This window comes from Neobacillus sp. 114 (assembly GCF_030127045.1).
GTDB lineage: Bacteria > Bacillota > Bacilli > Bacillales > Cytobacillaceae > Neobacillus > Neobacillus rhizophilus.
Map to the genome: position 1 here is coordinate 2,893,735 of NZ_CP126144.1, position 22,295 is coordinate 2,916,029.

The following is a 22,295-nucleotide window of genomic DNA, read 5'->3' on the forward strand; positions in this document are numbered from 1 at the left end:
TGTGGTAAGTAGAAAGTGGTCCATTTTGTGGACCGCTTTTTTTTGCCTATAAATTTATTTTTGTTGGCTTATAAAGAGAAATTTAACTGGTCCTTAATTGGGGCACTAAAATTTTTATGTGGTAGGTTTCAGTTAAAGTATTTCTAAAAACAGGACATTAAAAAGATATATATAAAGAGTAATAAAAAGACAATAATATTGAGCAAAATAGGTTTATAAGGGAGTGTAAAGAACACTAACACTTCCCAATAAGGGGGTGAGATCTTGAATAACAACAAACGTAATCGCGATGATGTAGATGCTGGTGAGGCACTAGGAACTGGTGCAGGTGCTTTTGCCGGTGCTGCAGTGGGCTCTGTATTAGGTCCAATTGGCACAGTGGCAGGGGCTATTGCCGGCGGTGCACTGGGCAACAAAGCGGGCGAAGGTGCCGATGAGGCTATGGATCAGGCAGATAATCGAGTGGATGAGTAAAAATTCGTCCTTTTCTTAAATAGACTCCAACCTTATTTAGACTCCTGTGGCGGGAGTCTTTTTATATATTCCATTCTATTTTGATGAATTTCCAAACGAGCTATTAAATGGTTCAAGTCACCGTAGCCATATTGCTGCTGCAGATCGATACACCAATTATTTTTTATGAACTTCTATCTTTTTGAAAATCAAACTCTTAACAAATGATCTAAATTAGGTATAATATTATCTGTGTATATTTAGAAAATAGACTCCCAAAAGCTATTTTTGAAAAGGTTGAATCGTAACGGCTTTTTCATCAATGATTTTGGATAGATTCAAACCAGAAAGAGAGTGTTCATATGGGTCGTAAATGGAACAATATCAAGGATAAAAAAGCAGCAAAGGATGCCAATACAAGTCGTATTTATGCTAAATTCGGCCGTGAAATCTATGTGGCAGCACGCCGTGGCGAACCCGATCCGGAGGCTAATCAGGGTCTAAAATTCGTCCTGGAGCGTGCCAAGACTTACAGCGTGCCAAGGCATATTATTGATAAGGCGATTGATAAAGCAAAAGGCGGTTCTGATGAGAGCTTTGATGAACTTCGTTATGAAGGCTTTGGTCCGAATGGCTCGATGATTATTGTTGATGCCTTAACTAATAATGTTAACCGCACCGCTTCAGAGGTCCGTGCTGCATTTGGTAAAAATGGTGGAAATATGGGTGTCAGCGGTTCTGTTGCATATATGTTCGATGCCACTGCTGTAATTGGCGTAGAAGGAAAATCCGAAGAGGACGTCCTTGAAATCCTTATGGAAGCAGACGTGAACGTTCGTGACGTGGTTGAGGAAGAGGATCAGGTCATCGTATATGCTGAGCCAGACCAGTTCCACGCTATGCAGGAAGCTTTCAAAAATGCTGGCATAACAGAATTTACTACAGCCGAACTTACCATGCTTGCGCAAAATGAGGTTGAGCTTCCGGAAGATGCTGTTGCTAAGTTTGAGAAATTAATCGATACACTTGAAGATCTTGAGGATGTTCAACAGGTTTATCATAACGTTGATTTAGGGGAATAATAAATGAAAACTCGCCGATTGGCGAGTCCGATAGGACGGTTCATGAGGCGCAGTTGAATTTATGAGTTAAGAAAGTATTAAGCTTTCGACAGAAAGTTTATACTTTCCATTAGCCAAAACAGAGGATAACCCAAAGAGTCGTCATTCAACGGCCCTTTGGGTTATCCTCATTTTTTTACAGCCGATAAAATAAATATTGTTGCAATGATGGCGAAGGTGCCAAGCCACTCAGCGGGTCCAAACGAAACCTGCAGCCAGGCAACAGATAAAAAGGCTGCCGATAACGGTTCTGCGGAAGCAAGAAGACTCGCTTCTGATGCATTAATATACTTCATGCTTTCCATGTAACAGAAAAAAGCGATGATTGTTCCGAAGATGATGACAAACACCATCGCCAAAAATGACGTCCCGGACCAATCACCATGAAACTGCCATGGTCGATAGACAAAGCTGAAGACGATACCGCCTATCATCATTCCCCATCCAACCGTAATGAGCGACCCCCACTTTGCAAGCAGGCGGCCCGGGTAAAGTGTGTAAAAAGCAAGCGCAAATGCTGAAAGAATTCCCCAAGCAAAACCAGGTACAGAGATTGCTAACGCATGAATATTCCCTTTTGTAACTAGCAAAAATGTTCCGCCCAATGCGAACAAAATGGCCATCACTTCAAGCTTTGACGGTAATTTTTTTTTCCTCAGACAAAGGTAAGAAGCTATCATAACAGGTGCCAAGTATTGAAGGACTGTTGCCGCAGCGGCATTACTATACTCAATCGCTGCAAAATAGGTATACTGAGCGGCAAGCATGCCGAAGATTCCAAACAAGACAAGCTGGATAACATCCTGTTTGTTTTTCCAGACATTCCATATATTTTGCTTCGCAACAGTATGTGCAAAAAATAATAATCCTGTCCCGGAGAGAAGGAGTCGAATGACCACCGTCCAGCCTGAGTTAAAGCCTTTATTGTGAAATAGATATTGGGCAACTGTACCGGAAGCGCCCCAGCAGACAGCTGCAATAATCACCAATATAATGCCCTTTGCCCGCGGATAGGGCAAAACTGCACCATGCGAATTCATTTGTATCCCCCCAAAGGTGTTTCTAAGCTCTCAATCTCTTAATATTACAAAAGTTTCAAACGTTTTAAAAGGGGGAATTTGTCCCTGCCAAACTTCGTATAAACTAATTATTTGATTAGGGAAGCCATTAGCTGCCCCTGATTTCCATCACGCTTTTTCCAGACAAAAAAGCATGCCCTGTAATAAATTTTCCTAATGATTGAAATCCGTATTTGGCATATACATTCTCAACCTGCTCATTGATAGGGAAAACCCACAAGTTCTCTAAGCCTTTTTTGTTTACTTCTTCTTGAAGAAAATAAATGAGGTCGCCGATTAAGCCTTTGCCGCGATATTCTTCAAGTGTGGCAACGTGTTCTAAGCGGACTTGATTCCCATGCTTGAACAAACATGCAGTGGAGCAGGCAGTGCCATCCAACTTTAGCAGATAGCGGCTGAATGCTGGGTGTTTAAACTCTTCGGCAAAGGCTTTTTCCCGAACCCCCCGGCCGCCAAACTCTTTAATTTGACATTCGATTTCTAATGCATCTGTATAATTGGCCTCTGTAACTCTCTCTATTTGTATTCTGTTATTTTGCTGCCGTGTTGCTAGTTCTTTATTCCAAAGTTGGACAGGGGAGACGAGCTCTTCATATCGAAAGCCGCTGGCATACAATTCTTTGATTAAAGGTCCTTGATTTTCAATATTGAAGATATAGAATCTTGGGGTCAAGTTTCTTTTTTGATAAAAATCCAGTACCTCTTCAATGACAGACTTAGGATCAGAAGGAGCTTCATGGATATGCGCATGATTGGCATCATAATATACTGGCTGATTTTCATTATGAAACAAATACCCCCAAGATGTATCTATTCTATTTGTAAAGGTATCCAGGTAAGCAATGTCTAATTCTAAAACTTTACTAAATAATGAATTCACTTATTTAACCTCCCATTTGTGTATTTATTTCCATTAAATCATAATAAGCGATAGAGAGACTACAAAAACAGGAAAATGTGCCTAATCTCAGGGTGATTGCAAATGTATATCAATTTTATATTGTTTATGTAGATAAATGATAGCAGTATCTAACAATATGGTTGCAGGTATCCCTAAGTGCTGTAAAGCTTCAAAGATAAGCATTTGATTTGTTTAGCGTCACGAAAATTGTTATGATACTTCATAAAATTGATGGGAAAGGATGGAATAGAATGTCTTTAGAAAGTGTGAAAGCCCATTTCAAACAATGGGGACGGGAACAGGATGTGATGGAGTTTGATTCGTCGAGTGCAACAGTGGAGCTTGCTGCTGAAACCATCGGCGTTATTCCTGCGCGTATTGCCAAAACTTTGTCCTTCAGAGGGGAAGAAGAAAAAGCCATTCTGGTTGTGGCGGCTGGAGATGCAAAAATTGATAATAAAAAATTCAGGCAAACCTTTGATATTAAAGCCCGCATGTTATCTGCCGAAGAAGTGTTGGAACAAACGGGACATGCTGTAGGCGGTGTATGTCCGTTTGGTTTAAAAAATGATCTAGATGTATATTTAGATGTTTCCATGAAACGTTTTGAAACTCTCTTTCCAGCATGCGGGAGCGCAAATTCTGCAATCGAGTTGACCGGTGATGAAATTTTCGAATATTCCCTCGCCAAGGAATGGGTCGATGTTTGCAAAGATTGGGAAGGTGCAGAGCTTCCGGAAAAGGTAGCAGTACGCAGCTAAAAAGATTTATTCTGTACATAAATTGATCAAACGAGATAAACTATTCTCAGACTAAAGGAGTAGGAAAATCTCCATCATAGTCACGATTTTAGAAATGGGAAATCCTTCTATACTTGAGATAAATAAAGGAAACATTAGAAGGAGGAACTCAAAATAACGTGAATATGTTATTTTTTACATTAACAATAAAAAAACGCAAAATAAGCATGGAAGAGGCCGCACACCAAGAGTTGGTCGATCAGCTATATGAGGAACATAAGGACCGGCAAATTTCCTCACATTTGTTTTTCTAAAATAGGGAATCTTTCTTTTTTAAAAATCAGGGTTTATAATAATTTTGTTGTTATCTCCTGCGGGGTGTTTCCTTGCAGGAGTTTTTTATATCGAAGCCAAGGGGGCATTTCGTTTGGTTTATTTTTTAGTGGGCATTACCGGTGCGCTAGGTGCAATTTTAAGATATTGGATTGGGCTCTGGCTGTTTAAAGGTGATTCTTTTCCTTTTTCCACCTTAACCATTAACTTAATCGGGAGTTTTCTGCTTGCGTGGTTTACGACTAATTTGTTTAAACGGGTTTCGTTGCCACCTATGATTGCAACTGCGATTGGGACAGGGTTCGTCGGCTCATTTACTACATTTTCCACGCTCAGTGTTGAAACCGTCCAATTGTTTCATGATGGAAAAGTTGTTTTAGGCGTATTATACGTTGCTATTAGTGTTATCGGTGGTCTTATAATGAGCCGATTAGGATTTAAATACAGTGAGGTGGTACAAAAATCATGACATTTGTCCATTTAATACTGGTCGGATTAGGGGGATTTTTTGGCGCAATTGCCCGTTTTTTGATAAGCAAGCAGTTAAATGCAAATGCAGCAATTCCACTAGGAACTTTAACCGTTAATTTGGCCGGCGCATTTCTTCTAGGAATTATTAGCGGGGCTAAGACCGACCCAACGCTCGCCCTATTATTTGGAACCGGGTTCATGGGAGCCTTTACCACTTTTTCAACGTTAAAATTGGAAATGCTACAATTCCTTTTGAAAAAACAAAAATGGCAATTTTACCTTTATACATTTTTAACCTACATAATCGGAATTTTTCTTGCTTACTTAGGATATTTATTGGGTAGCCAATTTCAATAAAGAAAAAAATGAGTTCGGATTGAGTTTACCCTCAGAAATTAAGAATTGGCAATCATGTATGTTTTTTTGGTTACGGATTCACTAAGAAAAAATCTTATAGGTGAACTCAATTTAATTGCAAACTGGTATAATCAAAAACATCAGATTAATTGATTTTAGTAGGGTCAGTTTTTGGAGGGGATTGGCAGTGCTTGAGGTAATGCCTGTATTGGTTCATAAAAGCCCAACGCCTTTATATATGCAGCTTGCGAACTTTATCAAAGATGAAATTTTAAAAGGTAATATTAAACCTCTGGAAAAATTGCCATCCAAACGAAATTTGGCTAATTATTTGGGACTAAGTCTGAACACAGTTCAGTCTGCCTATGACCAGCTTTGCGCGGAGGGATTTCTGGAAAGCCGTCCGCGTTCAGGATTGTTTGTTGTTGAATTGCTGGAGGATTTAATGGTCAGTCATGATAAGGCGGAGCCTGTTGGGATGGCTGAGGAATTGAAGGAACCTGCTGAAAAAATAGATTTTAATTCAGGAAACGTCGACTTTGAACATTTTCCATTGAGTGTATGGAGAAGGCTGTCGGTTCAAGCCTTATATGAGGATCAGTGGGATTTGTTTTATACTGGCAATCCGCAAGGGGAAAGGCTGCTTCGTGAGGAAATTGCCAAGTATTTATTTCAGTCTAGAGGTGTTCGTTGCACAGCAGAACAAATTGTTATTGGCGCGGGGACACAGGTTTTGATGGGGCTGCTTTGTTTAGTGATTGGAAGGGATGAAATTTATGCCTTGGAGAATCCAGGATTTCACCGGACAAGGGCAGTTTTGCAGAATTTAGGTGTCCTCACTGTTCCTGTTCCTTTAGATGAGGAAGGGATTACTGTAGAATGTTTGCACGGGAGCGGCGCCCGTGTCGTGTATGTCACCCCATCCCATCAGTTCCCGCTGGGAATGATTATGCCCATTGCTCGACGAATAGAATTGTTGAAATGGGCAGAAGAAATGGACGGATACGTTATTGAGGATGATTACGACGGGGAATACCGTTATAAAGGAAAACCGATTCCATCTTTGCAAGGGCTGGATTCATCCGAAAGAGTTGTTTATTTAGGCACCTTTTCAAAGTCGTTGATTCCATCCTTGCGAATCAGTTATATGGTCCTGCCTGAAGGACTGCTGGCCAGATACAGGGAGCACTTCATCATCTATAAACAAACGGTCTCCCGGCTTCATCAGGATACGCTTTATCGTTTTATGCACGAAGGTCATTGGCAAACCCATTTAAATAAAATGAGGACACTTTACCGGAAAAAGCAAGCCTTCCTGATTTCAGCGATTCATAATTTTATGGGTGAATGGGTGAAGGTAATCGGTGAAAAATCAGGTTTGCATATTGTTTTGGACGTTAGGAATGGCATGATGGAGGAGGAGTTGGTACGGAGGGCGATGGCTGCTGGAGTAAAGGTGTATCCGTTGTCTGTATATTATGCGGAGTTGGCTGGCGGGGTGGATTCGAAGGTTTTACTTGGGTACGGCGGGCTGTCGGAGAATCAGATTCAAGAGGGGATACGGGTTCTGGCGGATGCATGGGGGCTAACAAAAAGTGAAACGGCGAAAGGTTAACCGAAATTGGATATAGGACAAAAATGGGTTGGCAAAGAGGATAATGTTTACTAGAGGGTTTCTAAACGACAAAATGCTTTGGGTTGGGCTGGAAAATGTCCTTCATAAAGCCGAAGAAGACCAAAATAATGGGATTTCAAGAGGGAAATGTCCTTCATAAAGGTGATGAGGATCATAACGAAGGGAATCCAAGAGGGAAATGTCCTTCATGAAAGTAATGAAGATCAAAACGAAAAAACGCCTGGAAGTCCCAAGCGTTTTGAATTTAACTCTATAACCCTAATCGCTTAACCACAAATTCCCCAATTTCATCGATATCCTGCTGGCCCTCCGGAATATTGAAGGTTTGGAAGACGTGCCACATATCATCCCAGATTTTCAAGCTGACATCTACGCCAGCCGCCAGTGCACGGTCCACTAAACGAATAGAATCATCCAGCAAAATTTCATTATTCCCGGCATGAACGAGCATGGGCGGCAAGCCTGTTAAATCTGCATAGATTGGAGATACGTGCGGGTCGCGCGGGTCCAGGTCCCGAATATATAAAGCTGGTACGAGACGAGACTGATCTGGGTTTAGCCATGGGTCAATACCTCTTCTTGTTTCCATTGATTCCCCTGTGCCCTCCAAATCAGTCCAAGGCGATAACAGGACGGTTAATGCCGGCAATTTGTCGCCAGCCTCACGTAAAGCAAGCAGAGTGGACATTGTTAATCCGCCGCCGGCCGAATCTCCGCCGATGATAATTTTTTCAGGAGAAACACCTGAATCAACCAGCCAACGATACACCTTTAGGGCATCTTCAACTGCTGCTGGATATGGATTTTCTGGTGCAAGCCGGTATTCTGGCACCAATACTCGGGCACGAGTTGACCTTGACAGTTTAGACGCCAGATATCTATGCGTGTTGCAGCTGCCCATTATGTACGCCCCGCCGTGAAGGTAAAGAAATACCCGGTCTTCTTCAGCGTTCGGAGCCGTTACCCATTCGGCAGGAATTCCTTCAATCGTTTTTTTTTCCACATTAATATCAGGGGCCACAGGAGTTAGTGCGGATAAGGCTTCTAATCCGTTTCGTGTCGCTTCAAGATTAAATTCAGCGAGTTGGTTTGTTAACGATGCCTTTAACATTTGACGTATCATTAAACTTTCTGAACTTACCATGACAAAATCCCCCTTTAAAAAATAAATACGCATTAGTACTTCGATAAAGTTTGGGGAATTCCTCCATAATGTAAAGAGATAATAAAATTTTCTGTCAGTATTTAGCGAGGTGTGACCGGTTTTACCGAAATTGCAGGGGAATGAGTTGTAACGATGCAGCCCTCCAATTGATTTCCCTTTAGTAACCCCAGTTCAAGCGCCGCTTTTATCTTTGAATCGTCGGGTTTCTTAATCACCTGAATGAGGTCGTTCAATTGCAGTTCTTCCAGTCTTTTCACTGTTTCTTCCTCATGGAATTTTTCAGATTTTCGGATTTGCCTTTGCAATTTAAAACCACTGACGGTAATTTCGCCCTTCGTGTCCCTTCCTACTAAATTATTAAAATAGCTTTGGAAAACATCTTTTAATTCATTCATTTCCAATTCGATTTCTTTTTTCTTTTTGTTTAGTTCGTAATACTTTGCCAACATCTCACCTGTTATCAAGGAATCATTGCCTCGAAGCATTTCCTCGCCCTCCTTTTACGAACGTACATTCTAATTTATGGGATTTCCCACCAAATTAGTACTCAGGTGCAATTAATTATTTTTAGACAAATTTTTGTATTTTTATTTAAAAATTTTATGATAGAATAATATTAAGTTGGAATATTCAAAAATTTAAAAAGAGGTGAAAAAAATGAATGTACCTTTAATACTTCCGGAATTTTTGGACCGGGCCGTTTCTCTTTATGGGGACAAGCAGGCTGTTTTTTGCGATAAACGAGTTTTTACATATTACGAGCTGAATAGGAGAGTAAACCAGCTTTCTCATGGGTTAAGGGCTTTAGGGGTGGAAAAAGGGGAACGGGTTGCGTATCTTGCACCGAACACCGTTGAAATGCTCGAAGGCTTTTATGGCGTTTTCCAGCTTGGGGCCATCATGGTGCCGCTTAATATCCGCTTAAAGCCTGAGGATTACTTGTTTATTTTAAATCATAGTGAATCGAAAGTGCTGCTGGTTGACCAGGACTTGTATCAATTAATCATTCCGATTAAAGAGCAGCTCGAAACAGTCAAACACATTATTGTTCAATATAAAGATGAACAAACCGATGAGGTAGATTATGAGAAATGGCTGGCCGGTTACCCATCAGGGAATTTCGAGCGTTCTGAGCTCGACGAAAACGATGTCTGCAGCCTTCTCTATACAAGTGGTACAACAGGAAACCCTAAGGGAGTTATGCTGACGCACCGCAATAATTATCTCCACGCATTAAGCACGATGCACCACCTGCGCGTCAGCGACCGGGATGTCTATCTTCATGTTCTTCCAATGTTTCACGTAAATGGTTGGGGCTCGCCATTTTATTATACGGCGAACGGTTCTACACATGTTTGCTTGAAAAAGGCTACTCCTGAATCAATTTTTCAAGCTATTCAGAAGCATAAGGTGACAGTGCTGCACATGGCACCGACCGTGCTTAATTCTTTATTGCAATACTATGAAAAAAATAAACCGGTAATAGAGCATAACGTTCGGGTGGTCATTGCTGGTTCTGCACCGCCGCCGGCGTTTGTGACCCGCGTAGAACAGGAGCTTGGTTGGGAGTTTATTCAGGTGTACGGAATGACAGAATCTACGCCTCTTAGCTTGGTTTCAACAATCCGCTCTGAACTTATACACCTGGCACCCGAAACAAAAGCACGCATAAAAGCAAAAGCGGGTTATCCAATGATTGGTTCTGATGTAAGAGTAGTCAACGAGCATGGGGTAGAGGTAGCCCATAACGGCCAGGAAATTGGGGAAGTCGTAACAAGAAGCCACGGTGTTATGCTTGGCTATTGGAAAAACCCGGAGGCGACCATGGAAACAATCCGCAACGGCTGGCTCCACACAGGCGACATGGGAACGGTCGATGAATACGGTAATATTGAGATCGTTGATCGGAAAAAGGATATTATCATCAGCGGTGGAGAAAACATTTCTTCTATCGAAGTGGAAGGGGCGCTTTACGAGCATCCTGCGGTATTAGAGGCTGCCGTCATTGCAGTTCCACATGAAAAATGGGGCGAAACTCCACATGCATACGTTGTATTGCGTGAGGGTGCAGAAGTCAGCGAGGCGGAAATCATCTCGTTTTCCCGTGAAAAATTGGCTCATTTTAAAGCGGTTACAGGGGTCACCTTTGTAAAGGAACTTCCGAAGACTGCCTCTGGAAAAATCCAAAAGGTCCACCTTCGCAATGAATACTGGAGCTCAAAAGGAAAAACAGAACGGTTCGTTAACTAAAAAGTTTTAGAATTAATAAGCGGGTTGGATCTTTGTTTCCAGTCCGCTATTTTGTATTTTCTACAAGAATCAATTGCATTTATTTAACAAATTGGTTTATTATATATTTAGATAATTTTCTAAATAACTAAATTCAAACAATTAGTTAGTGAAAAGAGGGTTGACCATGAATGATGCTTTCAAGGCGCTGTCCGATCCAAGCAGAAGAAAAATACTCCATTTATTAAAAAAACAGGACTTGTCCGCAGGGGAAATTGCTGACCATTTTAACATGACAAAGCCAAGTATATCTCATCATCTAAATTTATTAAAACAAGCAAATTTGGTGGATGCAGAGAAAAAGGGCCAGCAAATTATCTACTCCTTAAACACAAGTGTATTTGAAGATGTTGTTACATGGTTTATGGACTTTATAACGAAAGATGAAGAGGGTGATAAAAGATGAAAAAATATTGGTTTGGCTTGTTTTTAGTTGTTATTACGTTCATTGCAACATGGATTGCTTATCCATATTTACCAGAACAAGTCGCAAATCATTGGAACTATAAAGGGGAACCAAACAGCTTCGTTCATAAGTCAAGAGGCGCTTTCCTTCTGCCTGGCATTATGTTAGTCTTTTATGTTATGAGGATTCTTTTGCCGAAAATCGACCCAAAGAAATCGAATTATCAGAGATTTGGAAGCGCCTATTCTTGGATCATGAATGGAATATTGTTATTTCTGTTCTTGTTTCAAGCTGTGCAAATTACCAGTGAACTAGGAATCATTGAGCCTCAACACGTTATTCCTGAATTAATTGGTTTATTATTTATCTTTATTGGTAACTTAAGTCCAAAATTTAAGCCCAATTATTTTATCGGAATTCGTACACCATGGACCTTAGCGAATGAGGATGTATGGAGAAAAACGCATCGCTTTGGCGGAAAGGTTTTTGTAGTGTTAGGTATATTGATGCTATTTGTACCGATAATACCGGCTGCTATCCAAGTCTATTATGTGGCCATTGCCATAATCGTTTCTTTAGCCCTTATTGTATTATCATCGTACTATTTTTTCATAAAAGTTTAACGTGAAACTCCCGAAATCGGGAGTTTTTTTCTCCCTTTTTAGGTAAATTTTCCTTGTAAGAGGCGGGTGGAATCACTACAATTAATCTAGAAATAATTTAGTTTCAGATGGGGAGTCTGTTTGGGGGAGAATCGAAGATATGATATTGATTGGCTGAGAAATTTGGGAATCCTGCTGTTATTTCCATTTCATTCCGCCAGGGTGTTTGATTATTGGGATCCGCAGGATGGGCCGATTTTCCCAGGTGTGGATATACTTATATCTATTTTAAGAACCTTCAATGTTTGGCTAACGCTTGCGGTGATTTTGGGTTTCGGTCACAAATTTTTGAATTTTCCTCACAAGGCTATCCCGTACATGAATGAAGCAGCATTTCCTATCTATATTATTCACCAGAGTGTTTTAGTTGTCATAGGTTACTATGTTTTAACAATCAATCTTGGTATGATTCTTTCGTTTTTCCTCATTATGGTCCTAACTTTGCTTATTTCTTGGCTAATATATGAGTTTATCATTAAGCGGACAGCCATTACGAGATGGATTTTTGGTGTGAAGGTAAACCGAAACAATCAAAAGAATTTAGTAATATGGGAGCGACACCATGAAAATTAAAATAGGTGGGGAACGATTTGAAGAGACATTTTTTTGATTCGCTAGAGGATGAAGCACTGGGCGGGGCATGTTTCGAGCCTTATATCCCGTTAATTCGCGGTAGGGATACGAAAGTAAAGGAAGAGCTATATCAAAAATTGACTACAGGGCAAAAGGCTTTATTCATGTTTTATGCTTATTTTAATCATGCTAAAAATTCAATAGAAGAATTTTATTGGTGGGGGGCATATTATTATGCTCAGCCCAGAGCGTGGAAGGCAATCAAAAACGGGCTGGAGTATTTTGGAGCAAATGAAATGATGTGTCTCTTCGTAAAATTGGAACAGCTTTTTGAAGCAGGGAATTTTTCAAGGAGTATAGAGGATTTTAATGTTTCCTATAATGACATTGAAAAGGACCCCGAACTCATGGAATCTATCGCGTTACTTAATATTGATTTTACCGAAATTAGTCCAAAGACGTTAAAGGATATTGGAGAAAAAATCAGGAGCAATCCAAGCGAATATATTCAGATAGTGGACTAATAAAAAGATATAATGGTATAAAATAAACCGTATGAGACAACCCTGATTATGTTAATAGGTGAAAGAGAGTGATTAGAAATGATTAATTTAACAAGGTTTCAAATTAAGAAACCTGCCAAAGATGTATTTGAGGCCTTTGTCGATCCTTCGAAAATCGGGAATTTTTGGTTCTCATCGAGTTCAGAAAGATGGGCAGCGGGAAAGACCATCAAATTGGAATATGATTTGTACAATGCTGAATTGGAAATTAAAGTTGTTGAAGTAGAGGAGAATAATAAAATTGTCTTCCTTTGGGGTCCGCCAGAGGACGAACATACTGTAACCATCAGCTTAAAAGAAATGGATTCGTCCGGCACGATTATTGAAATAATGGAAGAAGGCTTTCAAGAGAATGACGCTGCATTAATACATAATATACTGGACAATAAAGAAGGGTGGGTATTTATGTTGACCTGTTTAAAAGCTTACCTGGAATTTGGCGTGAATCAATTACGGGGCGGATTACTGAACAATCATAATTCCTAGGGATTAGCCAAGGAGAACCTTCAATGACTAAACAAGAGGCGTTTAAACTGATTGTCTTGATTGAAAGGGTATATCCTCTCTTTGTGGCAAAAAATGAAACGGTCCAGCAATGGTTTAGCGTTTGTGCCGAGTTAGATTACAAGTTCGTACTTGGGAGGATTCACGAGCATATTAGAATAAGTCCATATCCCCCTGCAATTATTGATATTCTTTCTAAAGAATTGAAAAGTAACAATTGGATGAATGAATATCTACTCAAATTATCATAAGAAGTAAAAAAGTCCGGAACTATAAACCGGACTTTTTTTAATCACAGATACATTTTTATGTCATTTGAGGATGGGTCAATTTAGATTTCCGTTTTTTTCTTAAAATTCGCTTTTCAATATAATAAGTAGGAATGATGATCACTGCCCAAATAGCAAAATAGTTAAGAACTACGAGAAATGGATTGCTTGATCCTCCATGTCCTTCTTTTCCATGAAATTTTTCCTTTCGAAAATCTCCATTAGGAGGTCCTTGCTTTGGCATCGCAGTTGAGTTCTCTGTATTTACCGTATTTCCATTATTAGATGTTTGAGTACTTTGCTGCATTTGTATCGGTTTGAACTCACCCATGCTCGGTGTAGCTGTTGAAGCGAACCATTGAATTCCACCTGCTAAAATAGCGAGTGACAGGACAACGGATGCAATAACACCTTTCCTAAATTTCCCTTCCTTTGTTTTAAATGCCTTTTTGCAGATACTCATTACCCACTGCCAATGTACACCAACATGAAGTCCAACAAATGCAAGTGTGGCATCAGCAGATAATCCATGTAATTCACGAATAGTGTGATTTCCCTGAATGGCGAGACTTGGTAATACAACTCTAGAAATTAATATGCCTGTGATAATAACACCTGCCATCGAAATTAACAACAGTACGTTTAAAAGATAACTAAATCGTGTTTTATTAGGAAGCTTCGGGTCAAAGATCTTTTTCGTTGTATTGACCACCCAGCGATAGTTCAAGCCGATGTGTACTAGAATAGCTACCCCTATTACCAGTCCGGCAATTTCATGAAACGGCAATCCATCTAATACTCTTGGATTCATTAGCAGCACAAACGTGATAGCCATCAACAAATCGAGAACAATCTTTGTATAATTCTTTTTCATCTTAAATCCTCCAAATTGATTCACCTTAACTGTTTCCCATTATGGTGCGTGAACCTTAAGAAATCCTTAAGCCAAAAAATAAATCCTTATTTATTGAAAAAAGAACTTTTCATTTTTGGGGAATAAAAAAGACTATCAAAAATGAATCCAATTGAAGTAGAATAAAGTGTACCATAAAAAGGAATAAGGGGAAATAAAAGGGGAGAGGTGCATCAATGAACCTTATCAAAGCTACAATAAATGACCTGGATGCGGTAACGGAGCTTTTTGATTTATACAGACAATTTTACGAGCAATCGCCTGATACCGAAGGCGCACGGGAGTTTTTAAAGACGAGAATATTAAATGGGGAATCGGTTATTTTCGTTGCTTATGAGGGAGGGGAGGCGGTTGGCTTTACGCAACTGTATCCGACCTTTTCATCTGTTAGCATGCAACGGTCTTGGATATTGAATGATTTGTATGTGAAAAAAGAATACCGTGGCAAGGGCATCGGTGATAAATTAATCAATAAGGCAATTGAAATGGCACGGGATACTGGAGCAAAAGGTGTACTACTTGAGACAGCCTCTGACAATTTTCCTGCCCAAGGTCTTTATGAAAAAATTGGCTTCAAAAGAGAAACGCATTACTTTTATTATTTTTCTATTTAGGGGTGGGCGCTTTATCCACCCCTTTTTTTAAATTTATTTTTCAACTCTTGAAGTTAATTGGCTGATGGTCTCCTTATCACAAATGACAAACAGCTGTGCATCATTGGGAATCATTTGGTCCAGCTTTTGATTAATGTGCATGTCGCCCCGGTCGGCTACTAATGTTGCTCCTAGATTCAAGAGTTCAAAAAAAGCGTCTCGGTAGGTTTTCCATTCTTTCTTTTTCGGAATTTCATACATAGAATCTCCGTACTGTGTACTCATTAATTCAGAATACATATGGGTCACGCCATGCGAGAATAAAGAGCGTACGGCAGCATGCGAAATCATTTCCTGGGTTGGAATAAACTCATCGACTTGAACATGTTTGAACAATTGAATGTGGTTTTCATTAATGACTTCAGCCGTGACGTGAATATCTATTTTTAATTTTTCCTCAATCGTAGTGATAGCGGTCGCCACTAATAAGGTTTTGCCGTCCACTAGGAGAGGGTCCTTGGTTAAAAAGTTATCCTGCGCAATCTGGTCCGCAAAAATGATCACACCTTTGGCTTTTGGAAGGTTGGAATTCAAGAGTGTTTCTTCGTCAGTCGCATCTCCGCGGACATAAAACAGTCGTTCCTCCGAAATTGGAGCTTTTTCTAAGTTATCAATAATGACAATATCCGTCTTTTTGTCTGTCTTCAGAATTTCCTTTACAGCCAATTTTGTTTTTGGGCTCCAGCCAACCAGGATAATATGATGTTTCCCTGTATATTTCATCTTTCCTCCGACCTTTAACTTATCTATTACGTACACGGTATTGATGACTCTACCTACAAATAAACTGATTAAGCCAATGCCGGTGATATAAAGGAAGATGGTATAAATTTTTCCTGCATCCGTTACCGGCGCATAGTCACCGAAACCTACTGTCGCTAGCGTTGTTAATACCCAGTAGATTGAGGTAATGTACGATTCAAATGTTTTTGGCTCTATCCAAAAAATTCCAAGTGCAGCCAATAATATGTATAAAAGCACAAAAGGAACTAATATTTTATCCCGTAGCATAATCAAATGATAAAGAATCTTTTTTATCTTCATCCCCACAAGCAACCATCCCAGCCAAAAATCTTCATTGATAATCCTTATGTTTCCCAAACTTCGCCAAATAAGTATAAGAATTGAAAACAGTCAGGCAGCAATTTAAAGTAGGATGAAAAAATATAAAACCCCTATTCCTATAAGGAAAGGGGGTCATTTTTATTTGGAAAGCATTTCATCCAAATGTTTAAAAATCGCTTCACGATTGCCGGAAATCTTTTCTTCTCTTAGCTGGTCTTTTTTCAATTTGTTCTGAGATTTAGTTAAAACCTCTTGTTCAATTGATTGTGGGACTACAACTACTCCATCCGCATCTCCAACAACGATGTCACCAGGATTTATAGTGACTCCGCCACAGGAAATTGGGACATTGATTTCGCCGACACCTGCTTTGCTGCTTGCAGCGACCGCCGTTCCTCGGGAGAAAACAGGGAAGTTTAATTCTTTAATACCCACAATATCACGGATGACACCATCAACCACTAAGCCGCCGATTCCGAGAGTCTGCATCATGCCGACAACAAAATCACCGGCAATAGCACGGTATTGGTCTCCTTTGGCATCGACAACCAAGATATCACCCGGTTTAGCGTTGCGAATCGCTTTTAAAACGGCCAAATTATCACCGACCGGAATTTTAACAGTAAAAGCCCGCCCTGCAAGCTTGTACTCTTCCTTAAGAGGTTTAATGGAAGGGTGGAGGTTATTTAAGCCATCCATACCATCGGAAATGCAGGTTGTCGGCAGATTCTTAAATTCGTTTAATAGGTTATCCATACTAGCGATGCTCCTTTATGTAAAGTTTACTTTATTATACTACTATTCTAACAAATTGGAATATTAGGAAATTCATTGTTGAGAAGAACATAAAAATGGCCGCCGGCAGAAAAGCCAGACGGCCATATCGATATACTAAATAAAACTGCTTTTTCCTGTCCAACTGTCACTGATATCTTGGTCATTTACCGTACAAATCGGTATATAAAGAGGAACAAAGTCGCCGTTTTGCTCTCCATGCGGAAAAGGTGCTGGTAAGCGGTGAACCTCTTACCAAAAGGTATCACAAGCCGCCGCGATAAATAAAAGATGGAGCCACTAGAGATTTGCTGATGGTATTTTACATTGTATTCATGTTATGGGGGAATCAGACCATTTACACAGGTAGAGTTTTTGGACAAAAAAAAAGAAAGTGGCTTCCGGCCACTTAAAAGAAGGAAAAACTTAATGGGTTAGTACATCATATGACAGAATGTGGACGTGCATATAGGCAACTTGTCCATAGTCGAAAAAAATGTGCGTTAGCATATTTTTTGAATGAGATCTATCGAGTTGTTTTTTGGCGAGTTTACAAGTGAAGAGACTTCATACGCTTCCATCTGATTTTTATTAAAGGGCACAAGGAATTGTTTCAGGAAATTCGTATTCGTAATAGAGGGGTCAAGCCATGTATGTTCGTCCTCTGGTTTTAAAATGACCGGCATTCGGTCATGAATATCCATCATCAATTCGTTCGGGGCTGTTGTTATGACAGAGCAGGAAAAGACAGATTTCCCTTCGGTGGATTTCCATTGTTCCCATAGTCCGGCCATTGCAAAAAGGTTTTCATCCTTCAGTTTAATCCGCATTGGTGTTTTCGTTTTATCATCATTTCGTTTCCACTCGTAAAAACTATCAGCAATAATAAGGCAGCGCTTTTTCTGGAACGGCTTTTCGAAGCTTGGTTTTTCTGTTAAAGTTTCTGCCCGAGCATTGATCATTTTATGACCAATCGATATGTCCTTGGCCCAGGGAGGAATCAACCCCCATTTTAAAAAGCCCATCCTGTTGGACGTTCCATCGTTGATGACTGCCAATACCAATTGAGAGGGGGCAATGTTAAAGCTTGGCAAATAATTTTCCTCGTCAAGGAATGCTTGTATATCAAACCGGTCAAGAATCTGATCAATCGTTGCTGTTAACGTAAATCGCCCGCACATACTTTTCACCTCAGGTTCTTAAGTTAGGTTTATTGTAGCAAAAAATCAAAAAGGAAACCTCTTTTACAAGAGATTTCCATTCAGAATCAATGTGTTCTTCGAGCAAAGTCGACGAACCGAAACTTATCGGGACGGTGCCGGGATTCCGTGTATTGAAATAGACTGGCATCATCCAGGTATACAAGGTTTTTAATAACAACGATGTTATGAAAACCGCCAAGATCAAGAAGGGCACGGTCCTCATCCGTCGGTTCTTCAACCACTATTTCTTTTTTTGCAAAACTGATGGTAAGATTCAAGTCTTTTTCCAAGTACTCATAAATGGAATCTGCGCAGACTTCTTCCGTTAATTCAGGAACAAACTTTTTATTCAGGAAGTCCTTATCTAAAATGATCTTTTCTCCGCCGATTTCCCGTGTCCGCACGACCTTCCAGACCTGATCTTTCCCGGTAAGCTGGAGCTGCTGCCGAATATAGCCGTCAGGTTTCATTAATTCCAACTCATTCACGATGGTTCTTGGTTTCCGGCCCATTTTTTTCCCAAGTTCTTTAAAGCTCACCAGTCCGGAAACAGGGAAGTCGAACTTGGAGACATCAATGACGATGGACCCTTTGCCGCGGACTTTTTGAATATATCCATTTTGCGACAGCAAATTTAGAGCTTTTCGAATCGTTTCCCTTGATGTCTGGAATTGTTCAGTTAATTCATTCTCAGAAGGCAGCAGCGTCTGAGGTGAGATTTCTCCGCTTTTAATTTGTTCAACAATCGTATTATAGATGGTTAAATATTTGTTTGTCATAAAGACATCACCAATCACTTCTTTATATGGTAAACGATGGACTCATATGGCCGCAAATTAATTTGGCACCCAAGTGCAGCTGAATCCTCATAATTAGAGATTAACATTTCACAATGTTCACCATCAAGATGGAAGTGAGATGGGAGAGTGACCGTCTTTTCTTTTCCGTAAAAATTATTTAAAACTATCATTTTTTCAACGCCATTGGAACGAACATAAGCAAAAACCTCTTTGTCATCTTCTAAAATTAATTCAAAGTCGCCGTCCATTATGATATCATAATTTTTTCTAAGCTGAATGAGTTTTTGATAATAATAGAAGATAGAATCAGGATCCTGCATGGCATTTTCGGCATTGATTTCAGGGGAATTTTCCGCTGTATTAATCCAGGGAGTACCTTCCGTAAACCCAGCATTGCGGCTGGAATCCCATTGCACTGGCGTTCTTGAGTTATCCCGTGACTTTTGCTTCAAGATATCAAGGATTTCTAGTTCACTCATTCCCTCGTTTTTCTTGATTTCAAAAATATTAAAGGATTCCACATCACGGTAGTCCTCAATGGAATTAAAATTCGGATTGGTCATTCCGAATTCTTCCCCCTGGTAAATATAAGGGGTGCCCTGCATCATGTGGATTGCAGTTGCCAGCATTTTCGCTGATTCTTTATGGTATTTGCCATCGTCACCAAATCGCGATACCACGCGAGGTTGGTCGTGATTGCACCAGAAAAGGGCATTCCAGCCGCCTCCCTGATTCATTTCTATTTGCCAGTCAGACAGAATCTTTTTTAAGGCGTGGAAATCGAAATCCGCTTTCGTCCACTTATCGCCATTCGGGTAATCAACCTTCAAGTGATGGAAGCTAAACACCATATTTAATTCTTCCCGCTCAGGTTTTGTGTAATTGATGCAGTGGTCAATCGACGTCGAAGACATTTCGCCCACGGTAATCAAATCATATTTCGAAAAAACTTTTTCGTTCATCTCATGCAGAAACTCATGGATTCTTGGACCATCTGTGTAAAATTTGCGGCCGTCGGTGTCATCCTGCGGGAATTGCTGGTCTTTCGAAATTAGATTGATAACGTCGAGACGGAAGCCATCGACTCCTTTTTTTAGCCAAAAATGCATCATTTCGTATAAGGCTTCGCGGACCTTTTCATTTTCCCAATTGAGGTCCGCTTGGGTCACATCGAAAAGATGAAGGTAATATTGGCCAGTCGTTTCGTCATACTCCCAAGCCGAACCACCAAATTTAGACTGCCAGTTGTTAGGCGGTGCTCCTTTTACACCATCCTTCCAAATGTAGAAGTCACGGTATGGGTTATCCTTCGAGGATTTGGACTGCTTAAACCATTCATGTTCTGTTGAGGTATGATTGATGACAATATCCATCATGATTTTTAAACTTCGTTTATGGGCCTCTTTCAGCAGCCGTTCGAAATCTTCCATTGTGCCATATTCAGGATATATGCTGTAATAATCGCTAATGTCATATCCATTATCTCGTTGTGGCGATTGATATATAGGGGTGAGCCATAGAACATCGACACCTAATTTTTTCAAATAGTCGAGTTTATCAATGATACCTAGAAGATCGCCGGTACCATTACCGGTTGTATCCTTAAAGCTTTTAGGATAAATTTGATAAACGACTGCATTTTTCCACCAAGCTGTTAACATTTTTTGCACCTGCCTAATTTAGTAATGTGAAAAGGAGGGAGCTGTTCTCCCTCCTTGATTGGAGTTATTTTTTCAAAGAAAATTTATTCATTCCTGTTTTTGCAAAGATATTTGTTAACAGGAATGGAACTACAATAGCAATAATCATGCAGACTCCAAACATCGCCATATGTTTTGCTTGTATCGATAAGATACCAGGAAGACCGCCGACCCCAATTGAGTTAGCCATAACACCGCTTGCTACAGATACAACGCCTGCAACCATTGAACCAATCATTGCTGCCAAGAATGGGAAACCATATTTTAGGTTAATTCCAAACATCGCCGGCTCGGTCACCCCTAAGTAACATGAGATGGTCGCCGGAATCGAAACTTGCTTTTCTTCTTCGTTTTTGCGGTTGATGAAAATCATCGCAAGAACGGCTGAACCTTGAGCTATATTTGATAAAGCAATCATTGGCCATAGGTTTGTACCGCCAAGTTCACTCATTAATTGAAGGTCAATTGCGTTTGTCATATGGTGTAAGCCTGTAATGACTAGTGGGGCATAAGCAAATCCAAAGATTGCTGCAAACAACCAGCCGAATGAAGATGTTAAGCTTGAATAAACCACATGAGAAATGCCTGAACCGATTTGCCAGCCGATAGGACCTAAAATTGTGTGCGCAATTAATACAGCCGGAACCAGTGCGAAAAATGGCACAACAATCATCGAAATTGAATTTGGCACCACTTTACGCAGTCTTGTTTCAAGGAAGCCTAAAGTTAAGCCGGCTAGAATCGCAGGGATTACTTGAGCTTGATAACCAATCATCTTTATGTGTGCAAAACCAAAATCCCATGTCGGAATTTCTTTCGCTCCTGCAACGGCATATGCATTTAGCAATTGCGGTGATACTAAGGTAATTCCGAGAACAATACCAAGAATTTGCGATGCGCCCATTTTCTTGGCTACGGACCAGGTGATGCCGACAGGAAGGAAGTGGAAGATTGCCTCACCAATCAGCCAAAGAAATGAGTGGACACCGGCCCAAAATTGCGATACTTCTATAATTGTTTTTGTTCCATCATCTAATAGTTTTATATCACCGATAATATTTCGGAATCCAAGGATTAAACCGCCGACAACAAGGGCCGGAATTAATGGGGTGAAGATTTCAGCTAAATGCCCCATCATGCGCTGCAGCCAGTTCTGATTTTTCTTCGCTGCAATTTTCGCTTCTTCTTTTGATGCTCCTTCAACACCAGCAATTTTTTCAAATTCATTATAAAAGCTTGAAACTTCATTTCCTATGATGACCTGGAATTGACCAGCTTGGGTAAATGTACCTTTTACAAGTCCGATTGATTCTATACTTTTTACATCAGCTTTTGATGGATCATTTAAAACAAACCGCATTCTTGTTACACAGTGAGTAACGGCCGCAATGTTTTCTTTACCGCCAATATGTTTGAGTAATTCCTTTGAAGGATCTGTGTATTTACTCATCTGATTTCCCCCTAACGAATGGGTGATACCCCATTTGTTTCCTATATTTTTATCAAACCCTTAATTTTATACAGGTTTTGTATGCGTTTACCAGATTGTTTAGATGACCTGTATATACAAGTTTTGATTACGTTTTCATTATGACTTGTATATACAGGTTTGTCAACAATGAATTTTTACTGGAAAAGTTAGGTAAATAGTAGGGGGGTTGGTAAA

Annotated in this window: 26 protein-coding genes; 15 read left to right on the top strand and 11 right to left on the bottom strand. The window is 40.1% G+C overall.

What is annotated here, in order from left to right:
* The first annotated feature begins 261 nt into the window (after positions 1–261).
* The gene (locus QNN06_RS14165) at positions 262–474 is read left to right on the top strand and encodes a hypothetical protein (RefSeq protein ID WP_213116861.1); all 213 of its coding nucleotides are present in this window, start codon (positions 262–264) and stop codon (positions 472–474) included.
* Between the two features lie 341 nt (positions 475–815).
* Complete coding sequence (locus QNN06_RS14170) at positions 816–1,535, top strand: YebC/PmpR family DNA-binding transcriptional regulator (protein ID WP_213115753.1); 720 nt, start codon at positions 816–818, stop codon at positions 1,533–1,535.
* Between the two features lie 167 nt (positions 1,536–1,702).
* Here the strand turns inward: QNN06_RS14170 and QNN06_RS14175 are convergent, their stop codons facing one another.
* Both QNN06_RS14175 and QNN06_RS14180 read right to left on the bottom strand, forming a co-directional pair.
* Positions 1,703–2,614 carry a DMT family transporter gene (locus QNN06_RS14175; protein WP_213115752.1) on the bottom strand — a complete coding sequence of 304 codons (912 nt, stop codon included), beginning with the start codon at positions 2,612–2,614 and terminating at the stop codon, positions 1,703–1,705.
* Between the two features lie 127 nt (positions 2,615–2,741).
* Positions 2,742–3,533, bottom strand: a complete 792-nt coding sequence (locus QNN06_RS14180) for a GNAT family N-acetyltransferase (protein WP_213115751.1) — start codon at positions 3,531–3,533, stop codon at positions 2,742–2,744.
* 272 nt (positions 3,534–3,805) lie between these two features.
* On the opposite strand from QNN06_RS14180, the gene QNN06_RS14185 reads away from it, so the two are divergent.
* The 5 genes from QNN06_RS14185 (at position 3,806) to pdxR (ending at position 7,070) form a co-directional block, all read left to right on the top strand.
* Positions 3,806–4,315 carry a YbaK/EbsC family protein gene (locus QNN06_RS14185; RefSeq protein ID WP_284037758.1) on the top strand — a complete coding sequence of 170 codons (510 nt, stop codon included), beginning with the start codon at positions 3,806–3,808 and terminating at the stop codon, positions 4,313–4,315.
* A 164-nt stretch (positions 4,316–4,479) separates the two neighbouring features.
* Positions 4,480–4,608, top strand: coding sequence for a YrzI family small protein (locus tag QNN06_RS14190; RefSeq protein WP_284037925.1), 129 nt, complete (start codon positions 4,480–4,482; stop codon positions 4,606–4,608).
* 113 nt (positions 4,609–4,721) lie between these two features.
* The gene (gene crcB / locus QNN06_RS14195; protein WP_213115748.1) at positions 4,722–5,096 is read left to right on the top strand and encodes a fluoride efflux transporter CrcB; all 375 of its coding nucleotides are present in this window, start codon (positions 4,722–4,724) and stop codon (positions 5,094–5,096) included.
* The gene (gene crcB / locus QNN06_RS14200; protein ID WP_213115747.1) at positions 5,093–5,455 is read left to right on the top strand and encodes a fluoride efflux transporter CrcB; all 363 of its coding nucleotides are present in this window, start codon (positions 5,093–5,095) and stop codon (positions 5,453–5,455) included. Before crcB (QNN06_RS14195) ends, crcB (QNN06_RS14200) begins: the two co-directional genes overlap by 4 nt.
* Before the next feature lie 187 nt (positions 5,456–5,642).
* A complete protein-coding gene (pdxR, locus tag QNN06_RS14205; RefSeq protein WP_284037759.1) occupies positions 5,643–7,070 on the top strand; it encodes a MocR-like pyridoxine biosynthesis transcription factor PdxR in 1,428 nt (475 codons plus the stop codon).
* A gap of 271 nt (positions 7,071–7,341) precedes the next feature.
* Here the strand turns inward: pdxR and QNN06_RS14210 are convergent, their stop codons facing one another.
* Positions 7,342–8,235 (bottom strand): alpha/beta hydrolase, encoded by an 894-nt coding sequence (locus QNN06_RS14210; RefSeq protein WP_284037760.1) that lies wholly within the window; start codon positions 8,233–8,235, stop codon positions 7,342–7,344.
* 101 nt (positions 8,236–8,336) lie between these two features.
* Positions 8,337–8,741 (bottom strand): hypothetical protein, encoded by a 405-nt coding sequence (locus tag QNN06_RS14215; protein WP_213115744.1) that lies wholly within the window; start codon positions 8,739–8,741, stop codon positions 8,337–8,339.
* 172 nt (positions 8,742–8,913) lie between these two features.
* Here QNN06_RS14215 and QNN06_RS14220 point away from each other — a divergent pair, with 172 nt between their 5' ends.
* From QNN06_RS14220 to QNN06_RS14250, 7 genes are all read left to right on the top strand, one after another.
* Positions 8,914–10,506, top strand: a complete 1,593-nt coding sequence (locus QNN06_RS14220) for a long-chain-fatty-acid--CoA ligase (RefSeq protein ID WP_284037761.1) — start codon at positions 8,914–8,916, stop codon at positions 10,504–10,506.
* Positions 10,507–10,672: 166 nt separating this feature from the next.
* Positions 10,673–10,951 (top strand): autorepressor SdpR family transcription factor, encoded by a 279-nt coding sequence (locus QNN06_RS14225; protein ID WP_217036551.1) that lies wholly within the window; start codon positions 10,673–10,675, stop codon positions 10,949–10,951.
* Complete coding sequence (locus tag QNN06_RS14230; protein WP_213115741.1) at positions 10,948–11,574, top strand: SdpI family protein; 627 nt, start codon at positions 10,948–10,950, stop codon at positions 11,572–11,574. The genes QNN06_RS14225 and QNN06_RS14230 overlap by 4 nt, the downstream gene beginning before the upstream one ends.
* 120 nt (positions 11,575–11,694) lie before the next feature.
* Positions 11,695–12,186, top strand: coding sequence for an acyltransferase family protein (locus tag QNN06_RS14235; protein ID WP_213115740.1), 492 nt, complete (start codon positions 11,695–11,697; stop codon positions 12,184–12,186).
* 17 nt (positions 12,187–12,203) lie between these two features.
* The gene (locus tag QNN06_RS14240; RefSeq protein ID WP_213115739.1) at positions 12,204–12,710 is read left to right on the top strand and encodes a hypothetical protein; all 507 of its coding nucleotides are present in this window, start codon (positions 12,204–12,206) and stop codon (positions 12,708–12,710) included.
* Between the two features lie 78 nt (positions 12,711–12,788).
* Entirely contained in the window at positions 12,789–13,235 is a 447-nt protein-coding gene (locus QNN06_RS14245; RefSeq protein WP_284037762.1) for an SRPBCC family protein, read from the top strand.
* A 23-nt stretch (positions 13,236–13,258) separates the two neighbouring features.
* Entirely contained in the window at positions 13,259–13,504 is a 246-nt protein-coding gene (locus QNN06_RS14250) for a hypothetical protein (protein WP_213115737.1), read from the top strand.
* A 55-nt stretch (positions 13,505–13,559) separates the two neighbouring features.
* Here the strand turns inward: QNN06_RS14250 and QNN06_RS14255 are convergent, their stop codons facing one another.
* Positions 13,560–14,396, bottom strand: coding sequence for a DUF4405 domain-containing protein (locus QNN06_RS14255; RefSeq protein WP_217036549.1), 837 nt, complete (start codon positions 14,394–14,396; stop codon positions 13,560–13,562).
* A 215-nt stretch (positions 14,397–14,611) separates the two neighbouring features.
* On the opposite strand from QNN06_RS14255, the gene QNN06_RS14260 reads away from it, so the two are divergent.
* A complete protein-coding gene (locus QNN06_RS14260; RefSeq protein ID WP_213115735.1) occupies positions 14,612–15,049 on the top strand; it encodes a GNAT family N-acetyltransferase in 438 nt (145 codons plus the stop codon).
* A 33-nt stretch (positions 15,050–15,082) separates the two neighbouring features.
* Here the strand turns inward: QNN06_RS14260 and QNN06_RS14265 are convergent, their stop codons facing one another.
* The 6 genes from QNN06_RS14265 to treP form a co-directional block, all read right to left on the bottom strand.
* Positions 15,083–16,132, bottom strand: a complete 1,050-nt coding sequence (locus QNN06_RS14265) for a potassium channel family protein (protein ID WP_249366478.1) — start codon at positions 16,130–16,132, stop codon at positions 15,083–15,085.
* Between the two features lie 159 nt (positions 16,133–16,291).
* Positions 16,292–16,909, bottom strand: coding sequence for an RraA family protein (locus QNN06_RS14270; RefSeq protein ID WP_213115733.1), 618 nt, complete (start codon positions 16,907–16,909; stop codon positions 16,292–16,294).
* A gap of 521 nt (positions 16,910–17,430) precedes the next feature.
* Entirely contained in the window at positions 17,431–18,108 is a 678-nt protein-coding gene (locus QNN06_RS14275; RefSeq protein WP_217036547.1) for an SOS response-associated peptidase, read from the bottom strand.
* Between the two features lie 86 nt (positions 18,109–18,194).
* Positions 18,195–18,908, bottom strand: a complete 714-nt coding sequence (gene treR, locus QNN06_RS14280) for a trehalose operon repressor (RefSeq protein WP_213115731.1) — start codon at positions 18,906–18,908, stop codon at positions 18,195–18,197.
* A 14-nt stretch (positions 18,909–18,922) separates the two neighbouring features.
* The gene (treC, locus tag QNN06_RS14285) at positions 18,923–20,590 is read right to left on the bottom strand and encodes an alpha,alpha-phosphotrehalase (RefSeq protein WP_213115730.1); all 1,668 of its coding nucleotides are present in this window, start codon (positions 20,588–20,590) and stop codon (positions 18,923–18,925) included.
* 64 nt (positions 20,591–20,654) lie between these two features.
* Positions 20,655–22,079 carry a PTS system trehalose-specific EIIBC component gene (gene treP, locus QNN06_RS14290; protein ID WP_213115729.1) on the bottom strand — a complete coding sequence of 475 codons (1,425 nt, stop codon included), beginning with the start codon at positions 22,077–22,079 and terminating at the stop codon, positions 20,655–20,657.
* Between the last annotated feature and the right edge of the window lie 216 nt (positions 22,080–22,295).

What these genes read in the sequence shown, in the direction of transcription:
- QNN06_RS14170 (WP_213115753.1), top strand. Translation starts at nt 816, where the DNA reads ATGGGTCGTAAATGGAACAATATCAAGGATAAAAAAGCAGCAAAGGAT.
- QNN06_RS14175 (WP_213115752.1), bottom strand. Translation starts at nt 2,614, where the DNA reads ATGAATTCGCATGGTGCAGTTTTGCCCTATCCGCGGGCAAAGGGCATT.
- QNN06_RS14185 (WP_284037758.1), top strand. Translation starts at nt 3,806, where the DNA reads ATGTCTTTAGAAAGTGTGAAAGCCCATTTCAAACAATGGGGACGGGAA.
- QNN06_RS14190 (WP_284037925.1), top strand. Translation starts at nt 4,480, where the DNA reads ATGTTATTTTTTACATTAACAATAAAAAAACGCAAAATAAGCATGGAA.
- crcB (WP_213115747.1), top strand. Translation starts at nt 5,093, where the DNA reads ATGACATTTGTCCATTTAATACTGGTCGGATTAGGGGGATTTTTTGGC.
- QNN06_RS14210 (WP_284037760.1), bottom strand. Translation starts at nt 8,235, where the DNA reads ATGGTAAGTTCAGAAAGTTTAATGATACGTCAAATGTTAAAGGCATCG.
- QNN06_RS14215 (WP_213115744.1), bottom strand. Translation starts at nt 8,741, where the DNA reads ATGCTTCGAGGCAATGATTCCTTGATAACAGGTGAGATGTTGGCAAAG.
- QNN06_RS14220 (WP_284037761.1), top strand. Translation starts at nt 8,914, where the DNA reads ATGAATGTACCTTTAATACTTCCGGAATTTTTGGACCGGGCCGTTTCT.
- QNN06_RS14225 (WP_217036551.1), top strand. Translation starts at nt 10,673, where the DNA reads ATGAATGATGCTTTCAAGGCGCTGTCCGATCCAAGCAGAAGAAAAATA.
- QNN06_RS14230 (WP_213115741.1), top strand. Translation starts at nt 10,948, where the DNA reads ATGAAAAAATATTGGTTTGGCTTGTTTTTAGTTGTTATTACGTTCATT.
- QNN06_RS14245 (WP_284037762.1), top strand. Translation starts at nt 12,789, where the DNA reads ATGATTAATTTAACAAGGTTTCAAATTAAGAAACCTGCCAAAGATGTA.
- QNN06_RS14250 (WP_213115737.1), top strand. Translation starts at nt 13,259, where the DNA reads ATGACTAAACAAGAGGCGTTTAAACTGATTGTCTTGATTGAAAGGGTA.
- QNN06_RS14255 (WP_217036549.1), bottom strand. Translation starts at nt 14,396, where the DNA reads ATGAAAAAGAATTATACAAAGATTGTTCTCGATTTGTTGATGGCTATC.
- QNN06_RS14260 (WP_213115735.1), top strand. Translation starts at nt 14,612, where the DNA reads ATGAACCTTATCAAAGCTACAATAAATGACCTGGATGCGGTAACGGAG.
- QNN06_RS14265 (WP_249366478.1), bottom strand. Translation starts at nt 16,132, where the DNA reads ATGAAGATAAAAAAGATTCTTTATCATTTGATTATGCTACGGGATAAA.
- QNN06_RS14270 (WP_213115733.1), bottom strand. Translation starts at nt 16,909, where the DNA reads ATGGATAACCTATTAAACGAATTTAAGAATCTGCCGACAACCTGCATT.
- QNN06_RS14275 (WP_217036547.1), bottom strand. Translation starts at nt 18,108, where the DNA reads ATGTGCGGGCGATTTACGTTAACAGCAACGATTGATCAGATTCTTGAC.
- treR (WP_213115731.1), bottom strand. Translation starts at nt 18,908, where the DNA reads ATGACAAACAAATATTTAACCATCTATAATACGATTGTTGAACAAATT.
- treC (WP_213115730.1), bottom strand. Translation starts at nt 20,590, where the DNA reads ATGTTAACAGCTTGGTGGAAAAATGCAGTCGTTTATCAAATTTATCCT.
- treP (WP_213115729.1), bottom strand. Translation starts at nt 22,079, where the DNA reads ATGAGTAAATACACAGATCCTTCAAAGGAATTACTCAAACATATTGGC.